We start from the raw sequence: 23577 nt of genomic DNA on the forward strand, positions 1-23577 counted from the left end.
CGGATACGTCTTGGAGGCACCGTGATCACCGAACTCCCGCCGGCGGCGTCCACCCACTACCTGCGGCACCTGCTGGCCGCCAAGGACGCGACCCAGGCGCTGCAGATCGCGACCGACCACGTCGCGACGGTGCTGGGCTGCCCGGTGTCGTGGGCCGGCCTCGTCGAGGAGGAGCACCTCGTGATGGGGGCTCACCACGGTGTGGAGTCCACCGAGATGGCCGCTGCCTGGCGGCTCAAGGTCGGCGAGGGCATCGGGGGCCGGGTGGCGCTGGAGCGTCGACCGCAGATGAGCCGTGACTACCGCCACGACTCGCGGCGGGTGCCGCTGCTGAAGCGCCTCATCGACAACGAGGGGATCCAGGCGACGCTCATCGTGCCGATCCTCGTCGCGGACGTCACGCTGGGCGTCCTCTACGCGGCGCACCGCCAGCCCTACCCGTGGACCACCGAGGAGCTCGGCACCCTCGAGGCGATCGCCCACGACCTCGGCGTCCGACTCCGCCAGCTCGACGTCGACGGCCGTCGCGAGGCGCGGGCGGCCCACTCCGAGCAGCGGGCCGCACGCGCCCTGCGGCACGCACAGGCCTCGGCCCGCCTCGCCAGCAGCTTCGCCCAGCAGGACATGCCCGACGCGGCCCTCGACCTACTCGCCCGAGAGCTCGGCTGTCGCGTGGAGCTGCGGCAGGAGGACGGCGCCCTGGTCCGCGCCGCGGGCACGCTGGGCGAGGGCAACCCACGCGTGGTGACCCGGTTGCGGCTCGACGACGACGGCCTCCTCACGGTGGTCGTCATCCACACCCGCGAGCTGGACGAGGACGGGCGTGCCTTCGTCGACCTCTGCGTCGGGCTGTTCCGACTGCAGCTGCTGCGGGTCAGCGAGCGGGAGCGCACGGCCGAGCGTCTCACCGGCGAGCTGGTCGACGAGCTGCTGACCGGGCGGGTGGCCGACTGGGAGGTGGTGCGAGCCCGGATGGCCCTGACCGGGCTCAGCGTGCAACCCGGCGCGCAGATCCTGGTGGCCGGCCGCCGGGTGGACGGCGCCGAGCCACCCGCGGTCGAGCTGGCGAACCTGCTGCGGACGGTCAGTCCCGGCAGCCCCACGGTGGAGCGCGGCGGGCGGGTGGTGTGCGTCGTCCACCCCCGTGGCCGGTCGGCCGGCGAGCTGCGCGACCGGCTCTGCGACGCCGTCGCCCGGTCCCGGCACGGCTGGGTGGTAGGCATCGGCCGGGCGTGCGCCGACCTGGTCGACTACTCCACGTCGTACGACGAGGCGCGGGCCGCGTGCGAGCTCGCGCTGCGGGGCGAGACGACCGGGTCGGTGGTCACCGCGCACGAGCTCGGCATCCTCGGGATGGCCAGCCTGCCGGCGGCCCACCTGCGCACGACGGTGCACGACGTGCTCGGGCCGCTCCTCGACCTCGACGACGAGCGCGGGACCACCTTCGTCGCAACGCTGCGCACCTTCCTCAGCCACGACCGCCACCTGCCCGACACCGCGGCCGCCCTGCACGTCCACTACAACACGGTGCGCAACCGGATCGCCCGCATCGAGGCCGTGCTGGGCGTCGACCTGCGCAACGTGGACGACCGCTTCCGCCTCGAGACCGCGCTGCGCATGCACGAGCTCAGTGCCGCCCTCGGCCACGTGTGACGGCTGTCACGCCGTGACAGACCGCGGGTCGCTTTGTGTCGGGCGACGCCCTAGGTGACCGCCGTCACGGCGCCGAGGGTGGTCACACCCCACAGAAGGAGAGGGTCACCTTGAGGCTCATCACGTTCACCACCGGTGGCGAGACCCACGTCGGCGCACTCGACGGGGACACCGCGGTCAGCCTGACCCGGGCGTCCGGCGCCGACCCCCGCTTCGCCTCGATGCTCGCCCTGGTGCGTGCCGGCGCGGAGGCGCTCGACGACGCCCGGGAGCTGTGCGACTCGCACCCCGCCGAGGCGGTGCACGACGTGCAGGAGGTCACCCTGCGCGCCCCGCTCCCCGACCCCCCGCGCCTCCGGGACTGCTCGCTCTTCATCGAGCACCTGCAGCCGGCGTTCCGCGGCATGGCCCGGAGCCTCGCGGCGGCGGCGGACGACCCCGAGGCGGAGTACGAGCGGCTGGTGGCGACCGGCAAGTTCGACACCCCGGAGGTCTTCTCGCGCCAGGTCGTCTACTACACCGCCGACCACACGGCGATCAGCGGACCCGGTGACCTGATCGTCGCGCCGTCCGAGACGCGACAGCTCGACTACGAGCTCGAGTTCGCCGCCGTCATCGGTCAGACGACCAAGGACGTCGCCCCGGAGGACGCGAGCGGGGTCATCTTCGGCTACACGATCTTCAACGACTGGAGCTGTCGCGACCTCCAGATGACGGTGATGGAGTCGCAGCTCGGCCCCTCCCGTGGGAAGGACTTCGACGGCTCCAACACCCTCGGCCCCTGCATCGTCACGCCCGACGAGCTCGGCTCGCCCTACGACCTCCGGATGGAGGCCCGGGTCAACGGCGAGGTCTGGTCGCAGGGCTCGTCCTCGACGATGCACCACTCCTTCGAGGACGCCGTCGTCCACTTCAGCCGTGGCCGCACGATCCTCGCCGGCGACGTGCTCGGCACCGGCACGGTCCTGTCGGGAAGCCCCGTCGAGATCGGCAAGCGCCTCAAGGACGGCGACGAGGTGGAGCTCGAGGTCCACGGCATCGGCGTCCTCCGCAACCGCGTCCAGCTCCCCTACTGACCCAACGAAAGGCACCGCACATGACCACGCTCGTCGATCTGTCCCGCACGCTCGACCCCGCCAACCGGGAGCTCGTCCCCGAGTCCTACCGGGCGCTCGAGATGGTGCTCGCCCCCAAGATCAAGTACCTCACCCCCGCCGGGGAGGGTCTCCAACGCACCATGGACATCTTCGGCTGCCCGGCCGAGCACCTGCCCAACGGCGAGGGCTGGGGCGAGGACTGGCTCACGGAGATGAACACCCACTGCGGCACGCACGTGGACGCGCCGCTGCACAGCGGCAGCCTCATCGAGGGCAAGCCGGCGCGCACCATCAGCGACATCGCACTCGAGGAGCTCTACCGCCCGGGCATGGTGCTCGACGTCCGGGAGTGGGCCGTGCCCGGCGAGGCCCTGACCATCGAGACCCTCGAACGGGCGATCGCGGCCACCGGCCGTGAGGTCCAGCAGGGCGACGCGGTGATGCTGCGCACCGGTCAGGAGCGCTACACCCCGGCCGACCCGGAGTTCTTCAACTACCCCGGCATGAGCGGCGACGGCACCCGTTACCTCACCGGTCTCGGCGCCACGGTCCTCGGCACCGACGCGATGGCGTGGGACCGTCCCTTCCCCGTGATGAAGGCGGCCTACGAGGCCACCGGCGACCCCAAGGAGCTGTGGGACGGCCACTTCGCCATCGCCGACAAGGAGGCGTTCATCATCCAGCAGCTCGACAACCTCGCCGCCCTCCCGCTGACGGGATTCCACGTGGGGTTCTTCCCGCTCAAGCTGCCCAAGACCAGCGCGTCGCCCTGCCGCGTCGTCGCATTCCTCGACAACTGAGACCAGGAGAACGCCATGCTCACCACCTCCCTGCCCCGCCTCCGCGGCCTGGCCGCCACCGCCTGCGCGGCGCTGGTGCTCTCCGCCTGCGGCGGCGTCGTCGACGACGAGGGCGACGACAACGACGCCGCTGCCGACCTCCCCGACGCCGAGCTCGTGGCCCCGGTCGCCGGCATGACCTGCGACGAGGGCGCGACCCCCACGGGCGAGCCGATCGTCGTCGGCGGCTCCCTGAGCCTCACCGGCCCGCTCGCGCCGACCGCGACCCTGCACAACGCGGTCGCCGGACTCGTCACCGACTGGGTCAACGACTGCGGCGGCCTCGACGGCCGCCCCCTCGAGTGGCGGGTCCTGGACGACCAGTCGACGCCCGGCACGGTCACCTCCAACTACGAGCGCCTGATCGGCGACGGCGTCGACTTCGTGATGGGCCCGTACGGCGGTGCCGCCACCCTCGCCGGCGCCGGGCCCGTCAGCCGGGCGGGCTACGCCTACCCCACGGCCACCAACGGCGCCCCGGACAAGCTGATCGGCGAGAACCACTTCCCGGCCTGGCAGATCGGCGGCGGCGTGGACGACCCGGCGAGGATGTTCGACGCCCAGGCCGACGCGGTCGTGGCGGCCCTGGAGTCGAGCGGCAACCCGCCGAGCACGGCGTTCTTCGCCACCGCCAAGTTCCCGACGACGCTGAGCTACCGCGGCGCGGTCGTCGAGGCGCTGGAGGAGGCCGGCACCGAGATCACCGGCGACCTGGAGTACGACCTGGGGACGACGGACTTCAGCTCCATCGCGCTTCGGATCCAGACTGCCGACCCCGACCTGGTCTACGTGGGCGGCCTGGGGGCGGACATCACCAACCTCTACCAGGCCTTCGACGGGATCGGCTACGAGCCGCGCTCGATCTACGTCGCCCTGCCGGCGCCCCCGGCCGTGGCGGACCTCGGGGACAAGGCCGAGGGGATGATGATCTCCTCCATCTACGAGCACCACGAGCCTCTGGGCGGCAGCCCGGTCGCGCAGTACTTCGCGAAGAGCTACAGCGAGGTGGCCGAGGAGGAGGGCGTGTTCCCCCTCGTGGAGACGCAGGCGGCGGCGGGCCTCGCGGCGTGGCAGATCCTGCTCACCGGCATCCTCGAGGCCGGCGCGGACAACGCGGCCGTCATCGAGTGGCTCAACGCCAACGAGGTCGAGACCGTCGTCGGCACGCTCAACTTCGACGGCTACAACAACTACGGCGCCGACATCAACCGCGTCGCCCAGGTGCAGGACGGGACCCGGGTGCTGGTGTGGCCCGAGGACGTCAGCGGTGCCGAGATCGACTACAACCCCTGACCGAAGCGCGCGCCGTGGCTCCCGGTGGACCGGGGGTCACGGCGGCCCGACCTGAGAGGTCGTCATGTCCGTATCGTCGCTCGCCCTCGCCCAGACGCTCCTCAACGGTGCCCTGCTGGGCTGTCTCTTCGGCAGCATCGCGCTCGGCCTCAGCGTCAAGTGGGGCCACCTGGGGGTGGCCGACTTCTTCCACCTGTCGCTGACCCTGCTCGGCGCCTACCTCACCTACAGCCTCGTCACCGAGCAGCTCTGGGACCCCCTCCTCACGCTCCTGGTGACGGTGCCGGTCTTCTTCGTGGTCGGCGTCGCCGTCCAGTGGCTCTTCCTGGTGCTGAGGGCCGAGCCGTTCACGACGTTGCTCATCACCTTCGCCCTGTTCATCGTCACCGAGAGCGTGGCCTCGATGGTCTGGAGCCCCGACCTGCTGAACCTGCGCCCCCGGCTCTCCGACGGCTTCACCACGAGCCTGCGGTTCCCCGAGCCGCTGCCACAGCTGGCGGTGCAGCCGGTCGACCTGCTGGCCCTGGTCTGCGCGGTGCTGATGGTCGGCGTCTCCGCGTGGGCGCTGCGGCGCACCCGCGCCGGCCGCGCCGTGCAGGCGATGCGCCAGGACGCCGACATCGCCCGGACCCTCGGCGTGCGGGTCGTGCCGATCACCCTGGCGGTGTCCGGCCTGGCCGCGTCGAGCGCGGCCGTCGCCGGCATGGTCGTGAGCCTGCGGATGCCGCTGAGCCCGACCCTGCCGCTGCAGTGGATCGGCATCGTCGTGGTGGCGACCATGCTCGGCGGTCTCGGCCGGCCGCTCGGGGCCCTCGTGGCGGCGGTCGTGCTCATGATGATCCAGAACGCCTGGTCCCTGTGGTTCCCGCCGCAGTGGGCGCCTGCCGTCACCTTCGGCGTGCTCTTCCTGTTCCTCGCCGCCCAGCCGGTGCGCCGGTTCGTGAGCGAGGCGACCGCCTCGAGGAGGCTCGCATGACCCCGTTCCGCGACCTTTCCCTCTGGCGGCAGTTCGGTGCCGTCGTCCTGTGCGCCCTGCTCGCCATGGCCCTGGTGCCGTCGTTCGGGTCCGACTTCGTGATCGCCTTCGGGTTCCAGTTCGTCACCTGGATCGGCCTCGCCCTGAGCTGGAGCCTCTTCTCCGGCAACTCCGGCTACGCCAGCTTCGGGCACGGCGTGTTCTTCGGGATCGGCGTCTACGCCACCGCGGCCGTCCTGCGCCACACCGACGCCCCGTTCGCCGTGGCGCTGGTCGTCGCCGGGCTGGTGGCGGCGGCCCTGGCCCTCGTGGTCGGGATCGCGGTGTTCTCCTCCCCACGCTTCGCCGGCGACCTGTTCGGGATGATCACGCTCGCGATGGCCTTCATCGTCGTGGCCGTCGTGTCCAACCTGGCGTTCCTCGACGGCGGCACCGGGGTCTTCGTCCGCGAGCTCGCGGCGGACACCTGGATCGGCGAGTCGACCGGGCACCAGTTCGTCGTCGGCACCGCGATCGCGGCCGCCACCGCCGGCGTCGCGATCGCCACCTCCACCACCCGGTGGGGGGCGGCGCTCCGGTCCATCCGTGACGACGAGGCCGTCGCCGAGTCGCTGGGCGTGCCCACGTACCGCTACAAGGTGCTGACGTTCGCGGCCAGCGCGGGGTTGGCCGGCCTGGCCGGCGCGCCCCAGGCGGTCTTCCTCGGGTACGTCGAGGTCGGGGCGGTGTTCACCCTCAACATCCCGCTGCTGGTGATCATGATGACGATCCTCGGCGGGATCACCCGCTGGTGGGGACCGCTCATCGGAGCCGCCTCGGTGGTGCTGGTGCGGGAGGCGCTGCTCGACATCGGCTCCCCCGAGCTGTCGCAGATCATCCTCGGTCTGGCCCTCGTGGTCGTGATCGCCCTGATGCCCCACGGCATCTCGGGGGCCATCCCGCGCCGTCGGCCGACCGCCACCGGCACGACCACCGGCACGACCACCGCCACGACTGCCACGACGGGAGGCGCGCGATGAGCCTGCTGCGCTGCACCGGAGTCACCAAGCGCTTCGGCGGTGTCGCCGCCCTGTCGTCGGTCGACCTGGCGGTGTCGGAGGGCGAGATCGTCGGACTCGTCGGGCCGAACGGGTCGGGCAAGACCACCCTGCTGAGCACGATCGCCGGCTCGCTCCCGGTGTCCGGCGGCAGGGTCGAGTTCGCGGGCAAGGACCTCACCCGCACGCCGCCGCACCAGCGGGCCCAGGCCGGTATCGCCCGGACCTTCCAGGTGCCGCGACCCCTGGGCTCCTTCACCGTCGCGGAGAACGTCGCGACCGCATCGATGTTCGGCCGCCACCGCACGGGCCGCGTCGAGGCGATCGACCGAGCACACGAGGTGCTCGAGGAGGTCGGCCTCGCCGCGCACGCCGGCGCCCAGGTCGGGGCACTCACGCTGCACGAGCGGAAGTTCCTCGAGATCGCTCGGGCGATCGCGCTCGATCCTCAGCTCATCCTGCTCGACGAGGTGCTCGGCGGCCTCAACCCGAGCGAGGTGGCGATGGGCCTGGACCTCATCTCGTCCCTGCGCGACCGAGGCATGGCGGTGGTCTACATCGAGCACAACGTGCGGGCCGTCTCGTCCATAGCCGACCGGATGTACGTGCTGAACCAGGGGCGCAACCTGGCCGACGGCACCCCGACCGACGTGCTCGACGACGCCCGCGTCGTCGAGGCCTACCTGGGAGGACCTGTCGATGCTTGAGGTACGAGACCTGGTCGTGGGCTACGGAGAGGCCGCTGCGCTCCGAGGGGTGAGCCTCGACGTGACCGCCGGCGAGACCGTCTCGCTGATCGGGGCGAACGGCGCCGGCAAGAGCACCCTGGTCAAGGCGCTGATGGGCATGCAGCCGGTCACCTCGGGCCAGGTCCTCCTCGACGGTGAGGACATCACCCGCCGGGCGGCGGCCGACCGTCCCCAGCTGGGCATGGCGATCGTGCCCGAGGGGCGTCGGCTCTTCAAGGAGATGACGGTGCACGACAACCTCCGCCTGGGCCTGCACCACCGCGCGGCCCGGGAGCGGGCCGACGCCGGCGTGGACCTGGCCTTCGAGATGTTCCCCGTGCTCAAGGCCCGCTCGCGCCAGCTCTGCGGGACCATGTCCGGCGGCGAGCAGCAGATGGTCGCCCTGGGTCGGGCCCTCGTCTCGCGCCCGCGCCTGCTCATCCTCGACGAGCCGTCCCTCGGCCTGGCGCCGATGGTCGTGGACCAGGTCTTCGAGGTGATCGAGGCCGTCACCGCCCAGGACGTCACGGTGCTGCTCGCCGAGCAGAACATGCACCGCGCCCTCTCGCTGTCGGATCAGGGCTACGTCCTCGCCGACGGGCGGATCGTCCTGACCGGCACCGGCGCGGAGCTGCTGCGCTCCGACCGGGTCCGCTCGGCGTACCTGGGGGAACGATGAGCACCGGCGGCACCATCGCGAGCCTCGGTCGCGTCCCGTGGACGTCGGCCGGGCCACTCACCGAGGACCAGCAGCACCTGGCGACCACGATCCGAGCCGACTGGTCGGACGCAGGCCTTGGCGTCGGCCCGGTCGACGACGCGGGCCGGCTCAGCGGCCCGTTCGACCTGATGGTCGCCAGCCCTCGCGTCGGTCGCGCCGTACTCGAGCTCGCCGGGAGCTTCCGCCAGGGACTCCTGTCGCCCGTCGAGCGGGAGACCGTGGTCCTCGTGGTCGCAGCGCACGACCGGTGCGGCTACATGTGGGCCGGGCACCTACCGCTCGCCCGCAGGGTCGGCCTGGCCGACGACCTGGCACTGGCCCTGCGCGACGGTGCTCCGCTGCCGCACGACGCCCCGCGGGTGGCCGCCCTCGCGCGCGAGCTGTGCCGGACCGGCGACGTCGAGGACGAGCACTTCGAGCGTGCTGTGGAGCAGCTGGGGTGGCCGCGCGTCCAGGAGGCGGTGTGGCTGGTCGGTCTCTACCGGGCGCTCGCACTCGCGATGCGGGTGGCCCGGGTGACCGATCCGCACGAGGCAGGAGAGCAGTGACGGTGCGCGATCCCGTGCTCCGGGACTACCTCTGCCACGCCGTGGCCCGCCACGGCGCACGCCGGGCGCTCGTGGTCGACGGCCGCACCTGGACGTTCGAGGAGCTGGACCGAGCGGCCCGGGCGGTCGCGGGAAGCCTCCGTGAGCGAGGGGTCGGCCCCGGCACCCCCGTGGCGCTGGTCCTGCGCAACTGCGCGGAGTACGTCGTCGCCGACCTCGCCGTCGCCCTCCTGGGTGGGGCGAAGGTGCCGCTCAACCTGATGCTCTCGGTCGACGAGCAGGCCTACATCATCGGCGACTCGGGAGCGACGGTGTGCGTCGTCCAGCACGACCGGCTGGCCGCGGTCGAGCAGGCCCGCGCCTCGGGCGCCGTCACCCAGACCCTGGTGGTCGGTGGCGACGCCGACGAGTGGCAGGACGCCCTCGGCCACGAGCCCGTGGTGCAGGACGGCACGGTGCCCCCGTCGTCACGCGCGCTGATCATGTACACCGGCGGTACGACGGGCCGCCCCAAGGGCGCGGTGCACACGCAGCGGGGCATCGCGATGAACCTGCTGTCGCACCTGATCGAGATGGAGCTCACCGCCGACGACGTCCTGCTGCTGACCTCGCCGCTCCCCCACAGCGCCGGGTTCCTGCTGCAGGCCGCCCTCACCAAGGGCGCCACGGTGCTGGTGGAGGACCGGTTCGACGTCGAGTCGGTCCTGGACCGGATCGAGCAGGACCGCGTCAGCTACCTGTTCCTCGTCCCCACGATGATCTACCGGCTCCTCGACGCCGTCGTCAGCCGCGGCGACTTCGACGGCACCTCGCTGCGGACGATCCTCTACGGGGCCGCGCCGATCACGAGGGACAGGCTGGAGCAGGGCCTGCGCCTCCTCGGGCCGGTGTTCATGCAGCTCTACGCGCAGTCCGAGGCACCGAACTTCCTCACCCGGCTCCGCCGCGACGACCACCGCCTCGACGCCGAGGGCGGGCACCGCCTGACCAGCTGTGGCCAGCCCGTCGTCATGGCCGAGGTCCGGGTCCGGGCGAGTGACGGGTCGACCTGCGCGCCGGGCGAGGTGGGCGAGGTGACCGCCCGGACGCCGTACACGATGGAGGGATACCTGGCCCGTCCCGACGAGACCAGCGAAGCACTCCGGGAGGGGTGGCTGCACACCGGTGACCTGGGCTACCTCACGACCGACGGCTACCTCCACCTGGTGGACCGCAAGAAGGACATGATCATCAGCGGCGGGCTCAACGTGTACTCCAGCGAGGTCGAGCAGGTGCTCGCCCAGCTCGACGGGGTGAAGGAGGTCGCCGTCGCCGGGGTGCCCCACCCCGACTGGGGCGAGGCCGTCGTGGCCTTCGTGATCCCCGACGGCGGAGGCGTCAGCGCGGACGAGATAGCCGCCGCCGCGCGCGGCGCGCTCACCGCCTACAAGCGTCCGAAGGCGGTGGTCCTCGTCGAGGAGCTGCCCACCACGGCCGTCGGCAAGATCGACAAGAAACAGCTCCGAGGACGGTGGACCGGATGGTGAGCAGGACCCCGCTGCTGCTGGGCTGGAGCCACACGCAGTTCGGCAAGCGGCCCGAGGCCACGCTCGAGTCGCTCGTCGTCGAGGCGGGACGGGCAGCCCTGGCGGACGCGGCCGTCGACCCACGGCAGGTCGACCTCGTGGTCGTCGGTCACTTCAACTCGGGCATGCACCCCTTGGGGTTCCCGTCCTCGCTCCCCCTCCAGATCGACGACGGGCTGTTCGGGGTCCCCTCGCTGCGGGTCGAGAACGCCTGTGCGTCAGGCTCCGCGGCCGTGCACACCGCCCTGACCCACCTGCTCGCCGGGCGCGCGACGACGATCCTGGTCATCGGCGTCGAGAAGATGACCGGCATCCCGCCCGAGGCCGTGGGCTCCGCCCTCCTGGGCGCCGACTACGACGCCGCCGGGACCTCGTCGACCAGCGGGTTCGCCGGCCTGTTCGCCGACGTCGCCCGCGAGTACGAGCGACGCCACGGGCCGGTGGCCGACACCCTGGGTGCCATCGCCGCCAAGAGCCACCGCCTCGGGGCCGCCAACCCGCTGGCCCACCTGCGCAAGGACCTCGGCGAGGAGTTCTGCTCCACCACGTCCGAGCGGAACCCGGTGGTCGCCGCACCGCTACGACGCACCGACTGCTCCCCGGTCTCCGACGGCGCCGCCGCGCTGGTCCTCGGCCACCGGCCGACCTCGGAGCGGCACGGCGCCGTCCGCGTCGTGGGGTGGGCCGCTGCCAACGACCACCTGCCGTCGTCGCGCCGCGACCCCTTGGCCTTCGCCGCGACGGAGCTCGCCTGGCACCGAGCCCTGGCCGACGCGGACGTCTCGACGACCGACCTCGACCTCGTCGAGCTCCACGACTGCTTCACCATCGCCGAGCTGCGGATGTACGAGGTGCTCGGGCTCGCCGGCCCCGGCGAGGGGCGCCGTGCCCTCGAGGAGGGCCTGGTCCTGCCCGGTGGCGTCCTCCCGGTCAACCCCTCGGGCGGCCTGAAATCCAAGGGTCACCCCGTCGGGGCCACCGGCGTCTCCCAGCACGTCTGCGTCGCGATGCAGCTCACCGGCACCTTCCCCGGGCACCAGGTCGCGGGAGCCCGCCTCGGCGCGGTGCACAACATGGGCGGGCTCGCGGTGGCCAACCACGTCACCGTCCTCGCTGCACCCTGAGCTCGTGATCGTGTCGTGGCGCGGCGGACAGCGGACGCCGGGTCCTGCTGCTGCCTCTCCGGAAGGACGGATCCTGCGCGGAGCGCCTAGCGGAGCCCGGCCTCGTAGGCGGCGATCACGAGGTGCACCCGGTCGCGGGCGCCCAGCTTTGCGAGGATGCGGGCGACGTGGGTCTTGGCGGTCAGCGGGCTGACGACCAGCTCGGCCGCGATCTCCTGGTTGCTCCGGCCCGCGGCGACCAGCCGCAGCACCTCGCGCTCGCGCGCCGTCAGGCTGGCCAGCCGCTCGGGCGCCGGAGCGTCCGGGTGGCTCAGCGCGCGGGTAATCACCGCCCTGGTCGCGCCCGGCGACAGCAGCGCCTCCCCGGCCGCAACCGTGCGGATGGCGTCCAGCAGGGCGTCCGGGCGGGTGTCCTTGGGCAGGAAGCCGCACGCCCCGGCGCGCAGACCCTGCAGGACGTTGGTGTCGGTCTCGAACGTGGTCAGGATCAGCACCTTGCTGCCGCTCGACCCGTCGTCGGCGGAGATCCGCCGGGTGGCCTCGATGCCGTCGGTGCTCGGCATCCTGATGTCCATCAGGACGACGTCGGGGCGCAGCTCGCGGGTCAGCGTCACCGCCTCGTCGCCGGTGCCGGCCTCGCCGACGACCTCCATGTCGGCGGCGGAGCCGACCAGCAGCGCGAACGCCCCACGCACCAGGGCCTGGTCGTCGGCGAGCAGGACCCGGATCACGACGGCACCCGCCACGTCTCCGGCAGGGGCAGGCAGGCCGACACCTCGAACCCACCGGAGTCGACCGGCCCGGCGGACAGCTCACCACCGAGGGCCTGCGCGCGTCCTGCCATCCCGGCGATGCCGAAGCCGGCCGGTGTCGCGGTCGAGCCCGGCCGCGGGGGCCCGTGGTCCACGACCGTGATCCGCAGCCGGTGGCCGTCCTGCTCGAGCCGGACGGTCGCGTGCTCGGCCGTCGAGTGCCGCACGACGTTGGTGAGCGACTCCTGGATGATCCGGTAGGCCACGACGGACACCGTCGACGGCAGCTCGTCGTCCAGCCCGTCAGCCTCCACGTCGACCCGGACCCCGGCCGCCTCGGCCACGTCCACCAGACGCTGCAGCTCGCCGAGGTGGGGCGCCGGGTCGGTCGACCCCGCCTCACCGCCGTGCAGCACGTCGAGGACGGCGCGCAGCTCCTGGAGCGTGGCCCGGCTCGTGTCCGAGAGGTCGTGGAGCGTGGTGGACAGCTCCTGCAGTGGCGTGTCCCCCTGCCCGGGCAACTGGTCGATCAGGTGCGCGGCGACCGACGCCTGGACGTTCGCCACCGCGAGGCCGTGGGCCAGGACGTCGTGCAGCTCGGCGGCGATCAGGACCCGCTCCTCGGCCACCCGCCGCTCGACCTCGTCGGCACGCTCCTGCTCGAGCCGCGCGGCGACGGCGGACCTCCAGCTGTCGTGGAACCGGACGGCCAGCCCGGCGAAGAAGGCCATGAACAGCCAACCGACGCCGAGGAGGGCATCGGTGGGTGCCCCCGACGTCTCGTCGGCGAGCACCGGCACGGTCACCGTGGCCATCGCGAGCAGGGCGGCGGCCGCCCGCCGCGGTGGTGCGCTGTAGCGCGCCGCCGCGAACGCCCCCACCAGCGAGGCCGGCAACGTGGCCTCGTGGGGGTAGTCGAGGAGGTGGTACGGCGTCGACACCACGAGGACGACGAGGACGACGGCGATCGGCCAGCGCCGGCGGGCCAGCAGCGGCACCGAGACCGCGCCCAGGAGCGCGACCGCCCACCCGTCCACGCTCCGCTCGCCGTCGAAGTCGATCGTCTCGAGCGTGGTCGCGACGACGACGCCGAGCACGAACGACCCCGCCGCCAGCAGCCGGTCGGCCACTGGCGGACGGAGCGCCATCATCGTTCACACACGGTCATCGACTCTGTCCTCGTTCGCGCGCCAGAGCTTGCTGGGCCACCAGATCCGCGGGCCCAGCGACATCGTCAGCGCGGGGACCACGATGGACCGCACCAGCAGGGTGTCGATGAGCACGCCGACGGCCACCAGTATCCCGATCTCGACGAGCATGACGAGCGGCAGCGAGGCCAGCACCGCGAACGTCGCCGCGAGCACGACGCCGGCCGAGGTGATCACGCCTCCGGTCGTCGCGAGGCCACGCTTCGTGCCGTCGACGGTGCCGTGCCGCACGGCTTCCTCCCGGACCCGGGTCATCAGGAAGATGTTGTAGTCGACACCGAGCGCGACCAGGAAGAGGAACCCGATCAGGGGCACCGACGACTCCAGCCCGGCGAACCCGAGCACGTGGTCGAACACCAGGTTGCACACCCCGAGGGCTCCGAAGTACGACACCACGACGGTGGCGACCAGCACCAGCGGAGCCACGATCGACCGCAGCAGCAGCCCGAGGATCGCGAGCACCACCAGCAGGATCAGCGGCATCACCAGGTTGCGGTCGCTCCGGTTGGTTTTCGCCTCGTCGAGCTTCTCGGCACTCGGCCCCCCGACCAGCGCGTCCTCGCCGGCGACCTCGCGCACGTTCTCCCGGAGGTCCTTGATCGTGGCCGTCTCACCCGCGCTCTCCGGCGGGTCGACCGGGATCGCCGAGATCTCCACCCAGTCCTCGCCGGTCCGGCCGATCTCGGCCCTGACCACCCCGTCGGTGTCCTCGACGGCAGCCAGGACCTCGCGGCTGTGGTCGGGTCGACTCATCACGGTCAGCGGCTGACCGCCCTGCTCGGGGAAGCGCGCCTCGATCAGCTTCGCCCCGGTGACCGACTCCGGTGCCGACCGGGCGAACTGGTCCAGCTGCGGCAGGGCGCTGTTGACACCGACGGTGCCCAGCGCGAGGCCGCCCAGGAGGACCAGCGGCACCAGCCAGCCGACGACGCGGCGGCGTGCGACCAGATCGCCGAGCCGGGCCCACCGCGACCCGGCTGCGCGCACCTCGGCACCGAAGCGGGGCACGAACGGCCAGAAGACGCGGCGCCCGAGCACCACCAGCAGCGCCGGGAAGAGCGTCAGCATGACCAGCAGCGCGGCCCCGATGCCCGCCGCACCGACCGGGCCGAGGCTGCTGATGCTGTTGAGGTCCGCGGCCAGCAGGCACAGCAGGCCGGCGACCACCGTCGCCGCCGAGGCCAGGATGGCCGGCCCGGCCCCCCGCAGGGCCGCCAGCATCGCGTCGATCGGCCGCTCGTGGTGGTGCAGCTCCTCGCGGTAGCGCGACACGAGGAGCAGTGCGTAGTCGGTGCCCGCGCCGAAGACCAGGACGATCAGCAGCGCGGAGCTCATGCTGGTGATCGTGAAGTCGAGGGCCTGGGTCAGTGCGTAGACGACACCCATCGACGTGACCGCCGCGACCCCGACGGCGGCGAGCGGGACCAGCCACAGCAGCGGACTGCGGTAGGTCAGGATCAGCAGCACCGCCACCACCAGGGCCGTCGCCAGCAGCAGCCTCGAGTCGACGGCGTCGAACACCTCGTCCATGTCGGCGCCGAGCGCGGTCGGGCCGGTGACGTGGACGTCCAGGCCGTCTGGCGTGTCGGCGAGCAGCCGACGCGCATCGGCGGTGGCGCCTGCCTCCTCGGCGACCGCCTCGCGGTCCAGCGGCAGCGCGTACATCAGGGCGGTGCCGTCGGCGGAGTCGACGATCTCGGGCGGCGCGTCGGCGTCGGTGCCGAAGCGCTCCGCCAGCTCGGCGTGGCCGCGCAAGGCCGCCTCCCGGTCGCCCGGCTGGAGACCGCCGGGCCGTTCGTAGACGACCACCAGCAGGCCGTTCTCGCCGCCAGGCAGGTCGGCCTCGGCCTGGAGCACCCTGGTGGACTGGGCGCTGGCGGGCAGGTAGTCCACCTGGCCGTCGCGGGTCACCGAGTCGAGCTTGCCGGCGAGTGCGAAGCCACCCACCACGAGCCCGACCCACACAGCCACCACGACCCAGGGCAGCAGGGTCTTGGATCGCGATCTCTTCGTCGTGGATTCGGCACCGGTTCGGCCGGGCGCCTGGAGTTCTGTGGTCATGGCGACCACGCTGCCAAGCCGCCCGGACCGACGCGTCCGGCCGCGGCAGACACCTCGGCGTACTCCGCGGGGAGTACGACGGACGGCGTTCGGCGGGCGGCTCGAGAGCGGTGTGACCTGGGTCACTGCTAGCATCGGGCCGCGCGCGAGGCGAGGGGGAACGGGGTGGAGCCGTGCTGAACCTTCCCGCTCCCCCACGACACCTCCCCGAGTTCGGGCACGACGCGCTGGTGGTGTGCGACAACCTGGTGCGCATCTACCAGTCGGCGTCGGTGGAGGTGCAGGCCCTGCAGGGTCTGGACCTGCTCGTTCAGGAGGGCGAGATGATCGCCCTGGTCGGTGCTTCGGGGTCGGGGAAGTCGACGTTGCTCAACGTGCTGGCGGGCGTGGACTCGCCGACGGCCGGCCGCGCCCGGGTGGCGGGGCACGACCTGGTGGACCTGTCGCGGCGCGAGCGGGTGCGCTACCGCCGGCACGTCGTCGGGTTCGTGCGCAGCAGACCTCGCGCAACCTCGTGCCGTACCTGACCTCGCGGCACGCCGTCGACCTGCCCCTGACGATCGCCGGGGCCGCGCGACGCGAACGTCAGAAGCGGACGGCGGAGCTGCTCGAGCTCGTCGGCGTGGCGCACTGCGCCGACCGCCGGCCCGCGGAGATGTCCGGCGGGGAGCAGCAGCGGGTGTCGATCGCCGTGGCGCTCGCCAACCGACCGCGGGTGCTGCTCGCCGACGAGCCCACCGGGGAGCTCGACAGCGAGACGGGCGCGGAGGTGTTCGCCGCGCTGCGCACGGTCAACCGCGAGCTGGGCGTCACGGTCGTGGTCGTCACCCACGACGCCGAGGTGAGCGGCCAGGTGGCGCGCACGGTCGCGATCCGCGACGGCCGCACGAGCAGCGAGGTGCTCCGCAGCCACGAGACCGCCGACGCGCCCGGCCGGGCGGAGGAGTTCGCGGTGATGGACCGCGCCGGGCGCGTGCAGCTGCCCCGCGAGTACCGCGAGGCGCTCGACCTGACCCGTCGGGTCCGGCTGTCGCTCGCCGAGGACCACGTGCAGATCCGCTCCGACCGGGACGACCACTCCGACCGGGGCGGCACGTGAGCAGCACCGCCGACCCGATGGTCGCCGCGCGCGGCCTCACCCGCACCTACGGCACCGCCGCCGCCCCCGTCCCCGCGCTGCACGACGCCTCGCTGGACGTGGCGCCCGGCGAGATGCTCGCCGTGGTGGGCCGCTCGGGGTCGGGCAAGACCACGCTGCTCAACCTGCTCGGCGGCCTCGACCGGCCCGACGCGGGGACGGTGCGGGTCGACGGCACCGAGGTCACCGCGCTCGACGAGGAGGGCCTGAGCACGTTGCGACGCGACACGATCTCCTACGTCTTCCAGACCTTCGGCCTCCTGCCCGCCCTGACCGCCGCCGAGAACGTCGGCGTGCCGCTGCGGCTGCGGCGTACGCCGGTCGCCGAGCGCGAGCAGCGCGTCGCCCTGCTGCTCGACCTCGTGGGTCTGGCCGACCACGCGCTGCAACGGCCGGAGGAGCTGTCCGGCGGCCAGCAGCAGCGGGTCGCCATCGCCCGGGCGCTCGCCGGGTCGCCGCGGGTGCTGCTGGCCGACGAGCCCACCGGCCAGCTCGACACCGAGACCGGGCTGGGGGTGATGTCACTGCTGCGCGCGGTCGTGGAGTCGGAGGGGGTCACCGCCGTGGTGGCGACGCACGACGCGGTGCTGCTGGCGCTCGCCGACCGGGTCGTGACGATCTCGGACGGCCGGGTCGACGGCTGAGGCGGACGGATGCTCTTCCTGGCGCTGCGCCGAGCAGTCGTGCAGCGACGGCTGCTGGGTGCCGTGGTCGCGCTGGTCGCGATCGCGGGCACGCTGGTGGGGACGTGCGCGCTGGTGCTCGACGTGACGCAGGACCGTGCCTTCCGCGAGGCGGTCCAGCGGTCCGATCCCGACCAGCTGGGGGTGACGGCCTTCCTCGTCGACCTCGACGGTCGCGAGGCCACAGCGGCGCAGGAGGCGGCCGCGCAGGTGGTCGACGACGTGCTCGCCCCGATGCGTCCGAGGCGGGAGACCACAGTCACCTCGCGGCTGCGGCGGCTCGCGGCGGACGGAGCACGTCCCGGCAGCCAGGCGTACCTCGTGGCGACCGACGCCCTGGCGCACCGGGCGGACCTGACGACCGGCCGCTGGCCCGCGCCGCCCGCGACGACCGCGCGAGCCGGCGGCCGCGCGGAGGCCGTGGTACCGGACACGACGGCTCGCGTGCTCGGGCTCGAGGTCGGTGACCGGGTGGAGCTGGGCGAGGAGCGCGGCCTCGGTGGGGTCGACACCGTCGTCCGGGTGGTGGTGGTCGGCATCTTCCGTCCGCGGGCCGTCCTGGAGTGGGACCGCGACCCGCTCGAGGGTGCGGGCTTCTCCCCCGCCTACAGCGACGGCCTCGAAGCCGCTCCGACCTACGGCCCCTTCGTCGTCGACGAGCAGGCACTCCTCGGCAGCGGGTCGTCGATCAACGCGCTGCGCGTCACCGCCCACCCCGCGCTCGACCTGGCCGACGACGCCTCGCTGCGGCGGGCCGAGCATCTGCTCGCCGACGCGCCGGGCCTGCTGTCGGCCCGGGTCGGCGACCGGGCCCGGCTCACCCGGCTGGGGTCCGACCTGCCCGCCGCGCTGTCGCACCTGCACGCTCAGCGGGCGAGCACCCGGTCGACGGTCCTCGTGGTGCTGCTGCTCGGTACGGCGCTGGCCCTCGCGGCGGCCCTCCTGACCGGCCGACTCGTCGGCTCCGTCCGCGAGGACGAGCGCGACCTGCTCGTCGCGATGGGACTCGGTCGTCGGCAGCAGGTCTGCGTCGCCGCCGTCGAGGCCGCCCTGCTCGCGGTGCTCGCCGGCGGGCTCGCGGTGCCTGCCGCGGCGCTCCTCCACTCGCGGCTCACCCACCGCGACGACCTCTCCGCGGCAGGGCTCCAGCAGGGACCGACCGTCACCGGGGCGCTGGTGCTCGCGGTGCTGGGCACCGCCGCCGTGCTCACCGCGACGCTGGTGACGTCCGCGAGCCGGCCGCGAGCCGCGGCCGACCCCTCGCCACGCGGACGGCTCGCCCGCCGCGCTCGACCTGCTCCTCCTCGTCGCCGCGGCGGTCGCCTGGTGGCAGCTGCGCGGGCAGCCCGCGTCCGGCGGTGCCGGCGACGTCGTCGTCACGACGGCGCCGGTCCTCTGCCTCGCCGCGCTGACCGTGCTCGGCGTACGGCTCGTGCCGGTGCTGCTGGGCTGGGCCGCGACGGCGGCCGGCCGGTCGCGCGGCCTGGTGCTGCCGCTGGCCGCGCAGCAGGCGGCGCGGCGCGTCCACGCCGCGACCGCGATGGTGCTGGTCGCCGCCGCGGTCGCCGCCGCGGTGTTCGCGCTGGCCCTGCGGACCACGTGGGACCGCTCGCAGCAGGACCAGGCCGCGCTGCGGGTCGGCACCGACCTCGCCCTCACCCTGCCGGCTCCGGCCGAGCTCCCCGACGCCCGCCGGGTCGAGGCGGCGGCCGGCCAGGCACCGGGCGCGGTCGTCTCGCCGGTCATCCACCGACCCCTGGCCCTGGGTCGCTACGTCGGCCCGCAGGGGGCGCGTCCGGTGCTGGTCGCCGTCGACTCCCGGCAGGCGGGGGCGCTGCTCCGCGGCCGCCTCGACCCCGGCGCCACGTGGGCCGGGGTCGGCGGCGCGCTTGCCTCCGACCGGGCACCTGAGGGCATCCCCCTCCCCGACGACGGCGACGGCGTGCTGCTGCGCGGGCGGGGACCGGCCGGGACGTCCCTCAGCGCGAGGGTGACGGCGGTGCTCCAGGACCGGAACGGCTTCCGGGCGGCGGTCCCCGCCGGCGAGCTCCCCCTCGACGGCGAGTCCCACCCGCTGGAGTGGTCGACGGCTCCCGGTGACGGTCTGGCGCTCGTCGCCCTGCGACTCGAGCTCGACGGCGCGACCGGCACCGAGCCGGGGGCCGCGACGGCCGGCCCGGCCACGCTGCGCGCGACGTTGACCATCCCGACCACGGTTGCCGGGGACGACGCGGGCCGCGACGACCCGCCGTGGCAGCTGCTCCCGCTGCAGCAGCAAGACCCCGTGAGCTCGGCCGTGGCGGAGCTGCGCGCGACGAGCGTCGGCACCCTGCTGCGGACGTCCGTGGAGGTGGACCTCGAGTACTTCGGCTACACGGGAGCCGACGTGCTCGCGACCGTCCTCGCCGCGCCACCGCTCGTGCCGGTCGCCGTCTCGCAGGACCTCGTCGAGGCGGTCGGCGCGGACGTCGGCGACGAGCTCGCGGCCGTCGTGGGCGACACCGCGCTGCCCCTGGAGGTGGTGGCCGTCGTGCCCCACGTCCCGTCGGCGCCGGGCCAGGTCGCCGTCCTCGCCGATGCCGACACGCTCTCGCGCGCGCTCATCGAGGCCGGACGTCTCGACCCCGTGGTCGACGCGTGGTGGGTGTCCGACGGATCGGACGCCACCGTGGCGGCCCTGGGGTCGGCCGGGCTGGGCACCGTCACCACGCGCGACGGCGTGGCGGCCGAGCTCGCCCGTGGCCCCCTGCGGGTCGCGGTGCCCACCGCCGTCCTCGTCCTGCTGACCCTCGCCGGGGCGCTGTTCCTCGCCGCCGTGGTGCTCGTGGTCGGCGCCGACCGGTCCCGGGCGTCGGTGGCGGTGGCCCGCCTCCGCGCGCTGGGTGCGTCGCGGCGCGACGCCGCGCGGCTGCTGCTCGCCGAGCACCTCCTGCTCCTGCTGCCGCTGGCCCTCGTCGGTGCGCTCCTCGGGGCGGTGGCGACCGTGCTCGTCGCGCCGCACCTCGTCCGCTCCGACGTGGGCGCGGCACCCGTCCCGGCCCCCGCCGTGGCCTGGTCGTGGCCGGGCGAGCTGGCCGTGGTCGGCGGGCTGGTGCTGGGGGCGCTCGCGGTGACGTGGGTGCTCACCACGCTCCTCGCCCGGGGTGCCCCGCCCTCGCACCTCCGGGACGGTACGCCGTGACGGGGTCGGTGGGGCTGCACCTGCCCACGGTCCGCGGGCGGTTGCGTGCCGACCGGTGGCTGCTGCTCCTCGTCGCCGCGGTCGTGGGCGTGACCGTGGCCCTGGTGGGTGCCGTGCCACCCGTCGGCGAGCGGGCCGCCGACCGGGCGATGGCTGCCGCCGTGCGCGACGCCGGCCAGCGGGGCACCGTGGTGGCGACCCTGCCGCAGTGGTACGACGACCCCGCGGGCAAGACCCGCGACTCCGGCACGGCCACGCAGCTGCGCCAGGACGCCCACTTGGTGCGCGAGGCCATGCCCCGCGACCTCGCACAGGTGCTGCGGCCCGGGGTCGTGTCGGTCACGACGACCTCGCTGCAGCTCCTCGACGCCGGCCCGGGCCGCTACCTGCAGCTCGCCTTCGTCGAGGCCGCGGACGGCGGGCCGCGCGTGTCGTACACGCAGGGCGGACCCCCGCGGGCGGCGCCCGCGGGGCGTGGGCAGCCGCCGGTGCAGGTGGCGGTGTCTGCGGCCGCGGCGCGCGCCCTCGACCTGGAGGTGGGCGACCGCATCGCCACCCGCGACGAGCACGGTCGGTCCGTGGACGTCGAGGTCAGCGGCGCCTTCGAGCCGGGCGACGAGGGCGACGAGGTGTGGCAGGTCGCCGCGCCGCTGCTGCACCCCACCACCGGCGGCTCCGGGACCGAGCGGCGCACCTCCGCTGCGGCCCTCGTCTCCCCCGAGTCGCTGCCCGACCTCCGGCTGGCCCTCCCGGGTGACGCGCTGCGCCGGCGCGTCGTGTTCGCGCCCGAGGCAGCGGCGGTGACCTGGCGTCGCTCGGCGTCGGTCGAGCGGACGGTCGCGACCCTGCAGTCGGGCGCCGCGCTGGGCCTCGGCGAGACGACCTGGGACAGCCTGCTCGGCACCGTGGTGCGGAACGGACGGGCGCAGGTCCGCGCCGCGCAGGGACAGGCGCAGGTGCTGCTCGTCGGGTCGCTCGTCACAGCCGGGCTGGTGCTCGTGCTCGCCGGCCGGCTGCTGGTCCGCCGGCGCACCGGGTCGTTGCGGGGGGCGCGCGAGCGGGGCGCGGGGCTGCCCGGTATCGCCGCCGAGCTCGTCGTGGAGTCGCTGCTGGTCGCAGCGCTGGGCGCCGCGACCGGCCTGGCCGTCGTGCGACTGGTCGCGGGATCCGTGGGGTGGGCCTGGTCGGTGCCCGTGCTCGTGGTGGCGACGGTCGCGCCCGCCGTGCTCGGGGTCGCCGCCGCCGACGCACCGACCTTCCGGGTGCCGGCCAACCGGTCGGCACGCCGCACGCGGGCGCGAGCGGCGCAGCTGCGGCGGCTCGGCCTGGAGCTCACCGTGCTGGCGGCGGCCGCGCTGTCCGTCGCGGCGCTGCGCCAGCGCGGGGTGGTGGGCGACGGTGCCGGCGGCGGCGACCTGACGGCCGCCGGCGCGGTGACGTGGGTGCCGCTGGCGGGTGCGGTGGTGCTGGTCCGCCTCGCGCCGCCGGCGCTGCGCTGGATGCTCCGCAGGACGCGCCGCGCGGTCGGTGCGGGTCCGCTCCTCGTCGCCGCCCGCCTGGTCAGGTCGGGCACCCGGGCCCTGCCGGTGCTGGCCGTCGTGGTGGCCGTCTCGGCGACCACCTTCGGGGCCGCCCTGGCCGTCACCCTCCACGACGGCCAGGCCGAGGGTGCCCGGTCGGTCGTCGGTGGCGACGCGCGCCTCGACGCCCGGCCCGACCCGACCCTGGCGAGCGTCGCCCGCGAGGTCGCCGACGCCACCGGCGTGCGTGCGGCCGCGGCGGTGCGGATCGAGGACGGCGTCCGGGTCTCGGCCCACGGCGGCTCGGCGTTCGTCCGGCTGGCCGTGGTCGACGCCGCGGCCTACGACCGGCTCCTGCGCGCGAGCGAGCTGCCCGACGCACCCCGACTGACCCGGCTGCGGCCGACGACGGCTGAGCGGGTGCCGGCGCTGCTCCGGGGTGGCCCCGAGGGTCTTCGCGACGATCCGACCCTGCGGTGGGAGGACGCCAGCGTCCCGCTACAGGTCGTCGGCACCGCCCCCGACGTCGGGGGCTCGACCGATCCCGTCTTGGTCGTGGACGCCGAGGCCCTGGCCGCGGCCGGGGTCGCCGCCGCGCCCGATGCCGTCTGGGCCGTCGGCCCCGGCGCCGCGCGGGCCCTCGACGCAGCCGCGGCGCGGACCCCCGGGAGTGCGGTGACGACGTACGCCGCCGAGCTGGAGCGGCGGCGCGGAGCCGCCCTGCCCTCGGCGATGGTCCGCCTGGCGACGGCGTCGGGCGCGGTGCTCGTGGTCCTGGCGCTGCTGGCGGTCGCGCTGGCGACGTCCGTCGACGCGCCGGCCCGGACCACGGCGCTCGGCAGGTTGCGGGCCCTCGGGGCTTCCGACCGCGACCTGCGCCGCACGCTCCTCGGCGAGGTCGTCACCCCGGTGCTGGTCGCGGCGTCGGCGGGGCTGGTGATCGGCGTCGGATGCGCCTGGACCTTGCTCGCGTCGCTCTCCCTGGACAACCTGACCGGCGCACCGGAGCCACCGGGGCCGGTGGTGCCGTGGTGGACCGCCGGCTCCGTGGTGCTGTTGTCAGGCTGTGCCGTGACCCTCGCCCTGCTCGACTGGCACCGGGTGCGACGGACGCCGCTCGCCCGCCTGCTGCGGACCTGACGGTGTCTACCGCGCCCAAGCGCACAGTGGCGAGCAGGCGTCAGCGCCGGGAGGCCTGGTCAGGGCCGGTTGAGGCCCTAGACTCGCGCCCGTCCCGCGTACGAGTCACGGAGGAGCCCCCGATGCGTGCCGCCCTCCGAGCAGTCCCCGGCCTGTACTGGCTGGCCCTGATCTGGACGCTCCTGGCCCACTGGGCGGAGGACCGCCGCGGTGTCTACATCGCGATGTTCTGCCTCCTGCTGGGCACGGTCCAGCTCTTCCGACGACCCTCCTGAGGCCTCGCCCGGCTGCGGTCGGGAGGGCGCGCGAGCCG

The 23577-nt window shown here is 74.2% G+C and carries 20 protein-coding genes; 17 read left to right on the top strand and 3 right to left on the bottom strand.

Features of this window, described 5'->3' with window-relative positions:
- Nucleotides 1-21 precede the first annotated feature (21 nt).
- The 11 genes from JT721_RS13280 (at nucleotide 22) to JT721_RS13330 (ending at nucleotide 11581) form a co-directional block, all read left to right on the top strand.
- Nucleotides 22-1653, top strand: coding sequence for a helix-turn-helix domain-containing protein (locus tag JT721_RS13280; RefSeq protein WP_205473621.1), 1632 nt, complete (start codon nucleotides 22-24; stop codon nucleotides 1651-1653).
- A 110-nt stretch (nucleotides 1654-1763) separates the two neighbouring features.
- Entirely contained in the window at nucleotides 1764-2729 is a 966-nt protein-coding gene (locus JT721_RS13285; protein WP_205473622.1) for a fumarylacetoacetate hydrolase family protein, read from the top strand.
- Between the two features lie 20 nt (nucleotides 2730-2749).
- The gene (locus JT721_RS13290; protein ID WP_205473623.1) at nucleotides 2750-3550 is read left to right on the top strand and encodes a cyclase family protein; all 801 of its coding nucleotides are present in this window, start codon (nucleotides 2750-2752) and stop codon (nucleotides 3548-3550) included.
- Nucleotides 3551-3565: 15 nt separating this feature from the next.
- Nucleotides 3566-4882, top strand: coding sequence for an ABC transporter substrate-binding protein (locus tag JT721_RS13295; protein WP_205473624.1), 1317 nt, complete (start codon nucleotides 3566-3568; stop codon nucleotides 4880-4882).
- A 64-nt stretch (nucleotides 4883-4946) separates the two neighbouring features.
- On the top strand, nucleotides 4947-5858 hold the full coding sequence (locus JT721_RS13300; RefSeq protein WP_205473625.1) for a branched-chain amino acid ABC transporter permease: 912 nt from the start codon (nucleotides 4947-4949) through the stop codon (nucleotides 5856-5858).
- Nucleotides 5855-6877 carry a branched-chain amino acid ABC transporter permease gene (locus JT721_RS13305; protein ID WP_205473626.1) on the top strand — a complete coding sequence of 341 codons (1023 nt, stop codon included), beginning with the start codon at nucleotides 5855-5857 and terminating at the stop codon, nucleotides 6875-6877. The genes JT721_RS13300 and JT721_RS13305 overlap by 4 nt, the downstream gene beginning before the upstream one ends.
- Nucleotides 6874-7602 carry an ABC transporter ATP-binding protein gene (locus JT721_RS13310; RefSeq protein ID WP_205473698.1) on the top strand — a complete coding sequence of 243 codons (729 nt, stop codon included), beginning with the start codon at nucleotides 6874-6876 and terminating at the stop codon, nucleotides 7600-7602. Before JT721_RS13305 ends, JT721_RS13310 begins: the two co-directional genes overlap by 4 nt.
- Entirely contained in the window at nucleotides 7595-8302 is a 708-nt protein-coding gene (locus JT721_RS13315) for an ABC transporter ATP-binding protein (RefSeq protein ID WP_205473627.1), read from the top strand. Before JT721_RS13310 ends, JT721_RS13315 begins: the two co-directional genes overlap by 8 nt.
- On the top strand, nucleotides 8299-8892 hold the full coding sequence (locus JT721_RS13320; RefSeq protein WP_205473628.1) for a carboxymuconolactone decarboxylase family protein: 594 nt from the start codon (nucleotides 8299-8301) through the stop codon (nucleotides 8890-8892). Before JT721_RS13315 ends, JT721_RS13320 begins: the two co-directional genes overlap by 4 nt.
- A 2-nt stretch (nucleotides 8893-8894) precedes the next feature.
- On the top strand, nucleotides 8895-10418 hold the full coding sequence (locus JT721_RS13325) for a class I adenylate-forming enzyme family protein (protein ID WP_205473629.1): 1524 nt from the start codon (nucleotides 8895-8897) through the stop codon (nucleotides 10416-10418).
- On the top strand, nucleotides 10412-11581 hold the full coding sequence (locus tag JT721_RS13330; protein ID WP_205473630.1) for a thiolase domain-containing protein: 1170 nt from the start codon (nucleotides 10412-10414) through the stop codon (nucleotides 11579-11581). Before JT721_RS13325 ends, JT721_RS13330 begins: the two co-directional genes overlap by 7 nt.
- 86 nt (nucleotides 11582-11667) lie before the next feature.
- Here JT721_RS13330 and JT721_RS13335 read toward each other — a convergent pair whose 3' ends face one another.
- From JT721_RS13335 to JT721_RS13345, 3 genes are read right to left on the bottom strand one after another with little or no spacing between them, the layout of a single operon-like run.
- Nucleotides 11668-12312: a response regulator transcription factor gene (locus JT721_RS13335; RefSeq protein ID WP_205473631.1), complete on the bottom strand. Its 645-nt coding sequence runs from the start codon at nucleotides 12310-12312 to the stop codon at nucleotides 11668-11670.
- Nucleotides 12309-13463: a sensor histidine kinase gene (locus JT721_RS13340; RefSeq protein WP_307828038.1), complete on the bottom strand. Its 1155-nt coding sequence runs from the start codon at nucleotides 13461-13463 to the stop codon at nucleotides 12309-12311. Before JT721_RS13340 ends, JT721_RS13335 begins: the two co-directional genes overlap by 4 nt.
- 24 nt (nucleotides 13464-13487) lie before the next feature.
- Nucleotides 13488-15602, bottom strand: a complete 2115-nt coding sequence (locus JT721_RS13345; RefSeq protein ID WP_205473632.1) for an MMPL family transporter — start codon at nucleotides 15600-15602, stop codon at nucleotides 13488-13490.
- A 173-nt stretch (nucleotides 15603-15775) separates the two neighbouring features.
- On the opposite strand from JT721_RS13345, the gene JT721_RS21435 reads away from it, so the two are divergent.
- The 6 genes from JT721_RS21435 (at nucleotide 15776) to JT721_RS13370 (ending at nucleotide 23539) form a co-directional block, all read left to right on the top strand.
- On the top strand, nucleotides 15776-16129 hold the full coding sequence (locus JT721_RS21435; protein WP_307828039.1) for an ATP-binding cassette domain-containing protein: 354 nt from the start codon (nucleotides 15776-15778) through the stop codon (nucleotides 16127-16129).
- Nucleotides 16117-16701 (top strand): ATP-binding cassette domain-containing protein, encoded by a 585-nt coding sequence (locus JT721_RS13350; protein ID WP_307828040.1) that lies wholly within the window; start codon nucleotides 16117-16119, stop codon nucleotides 16699-16701. The genes JT721_RS21435 and JT721_RS13350 overlap by 13 nt, the downstream gene beginning before the upstream one ends.
- Nucleotides 16698-17384, top strand: coding sequence for an ABC transporter ATP-binding protein (locus tag JT721_RS13355; protein ID WP_205473633.1), 687 nt, complete (start codon nucleotides 16698-16700; stop codon nucleotides 17382-17384). Before JT721_RS13350 ends, JT721_RS13355 begins: the two co-directional genes overlap by 4 nt.
- A gap of 1453 nt (nucleotides 17385-18837) precedes the next feature.
- Entirely contained in the window at nucleotides 18838-20604 is a 1767-nt protein-coding gene (locus JT721_RS13360; protein WP_205473634.1) for an FtsX-like permease family protein, read from the top strand.
- Nucleotides 20601-23264: an ABC transporter permease gene (locus JT721_RS21775; RefSeq protein ID WP_205473635.1), complete on the top strand. Its 2664-nt coding sequence runs from the start codon at nucleotides 20601-20603 to the stop codon at nucleotides 23262-23264. Before JT721_RS13360 ends, JT721_RS21775 begins: the two co-directional genes overlap by 4 nt.
- A gap of 122 nt (nucleotides 23265-23386) precedes the next feature.
- Nucleotides 23387-23539 (top strand): hypothetical protein, encoded by a 153-nt coding sequence (locus tag JT721_RS13370; RefSeq protein ID WP_205473636.1) that lies wholly within the window; start codon nucleotides 23387-23389, stop codon nucleotides 23537-23539.
- Nucleotides 23540-23577 lie beyond the last annotated feature (38 nt).

Source organism: Nocardioides sp. SYSU D00038 (genome assembly GCF_016924665.1).
GTDB lineage: Bacteria > Actinomycetota > Actinomycetes > Propionibacteriales > Nocardioidaceae > Nocardioides.

Excerpts from the sequence above, each read along its gene's own strand:
- JT721_RS13370 (WP_205473636.1), top strand. The coding sequence starts at position 23,387 with ATGCGTGCCGCCCTCCGAGCAGTCCCCGGCCTGTACTGGCTGGCCCTG.
- JT721_RS13320 (WP_205473628.1), top strand. The coding sequence starts at position 8,299 with ATGAGCACCGGCGGCACCATCGCGAGCCTCGGTCGCGTCCCGTGGACG.
- JT721_RS13300 (WP_205473625.1), top strand. The coding sequence starts at position 4,947 with ATGTCCGTATCGTCGCTCGCCCTCGCCCAGACGCTCCTCAACGGTGCC.
- JT721_RS13345 (WP_205473632.1), bottom strand. The coding sequence starts at position 15,602 with ATGACCACAGAACTCCAGGCGCCCGGCCGAACCGGTGCCGAATCCACG.
- JT721_RS13330 (WP_205473630.1), top strand. The coding sequence starts at position 10,412 with ATGGTGAGCAGGACCCCGCTGCTGCTGGGCTGGAGCCACACGCAGTTC.
- JT721_RS13315 (WP_205473627.1), top strand. The coding sequence starts at position 7,595 with ATGCTTGAGGTACGAGACCTGGTCGTGGGCTACGGAGAGGCCGCTGCG.
- JT721_RS13310 (WP_205473698.1), top strand. The coding sequence starts at position 6,874 with ATGAGCCTGCTGCGCTGCACCGGAGTCACCAAGCGCTTCGGCGGTGTC.
- JT721_RS13305 (WP_205473626.1), top strand. The coding sequence starts at position 5,855 with ATGACCCCGTTCCGCGACCTTTCCCTCTGGCGGCAGTTCGGTGCCGTC.
- JT721_RS13290 (WP_205473623.1), top strand. The coding sequence starts at position 2,750 with ATGACCACGCTCGTCGATCTGTCCCGCACGCTCGACCCCGCCAACCGG.
- JT721_RS13295 (WP_205473624.1), top strand. The coding sequence starts at position 3,566 with ATGCTCACCACCTCCCTGCCCCGCCTCCGCGGCCTGGCCGCCACCGCC.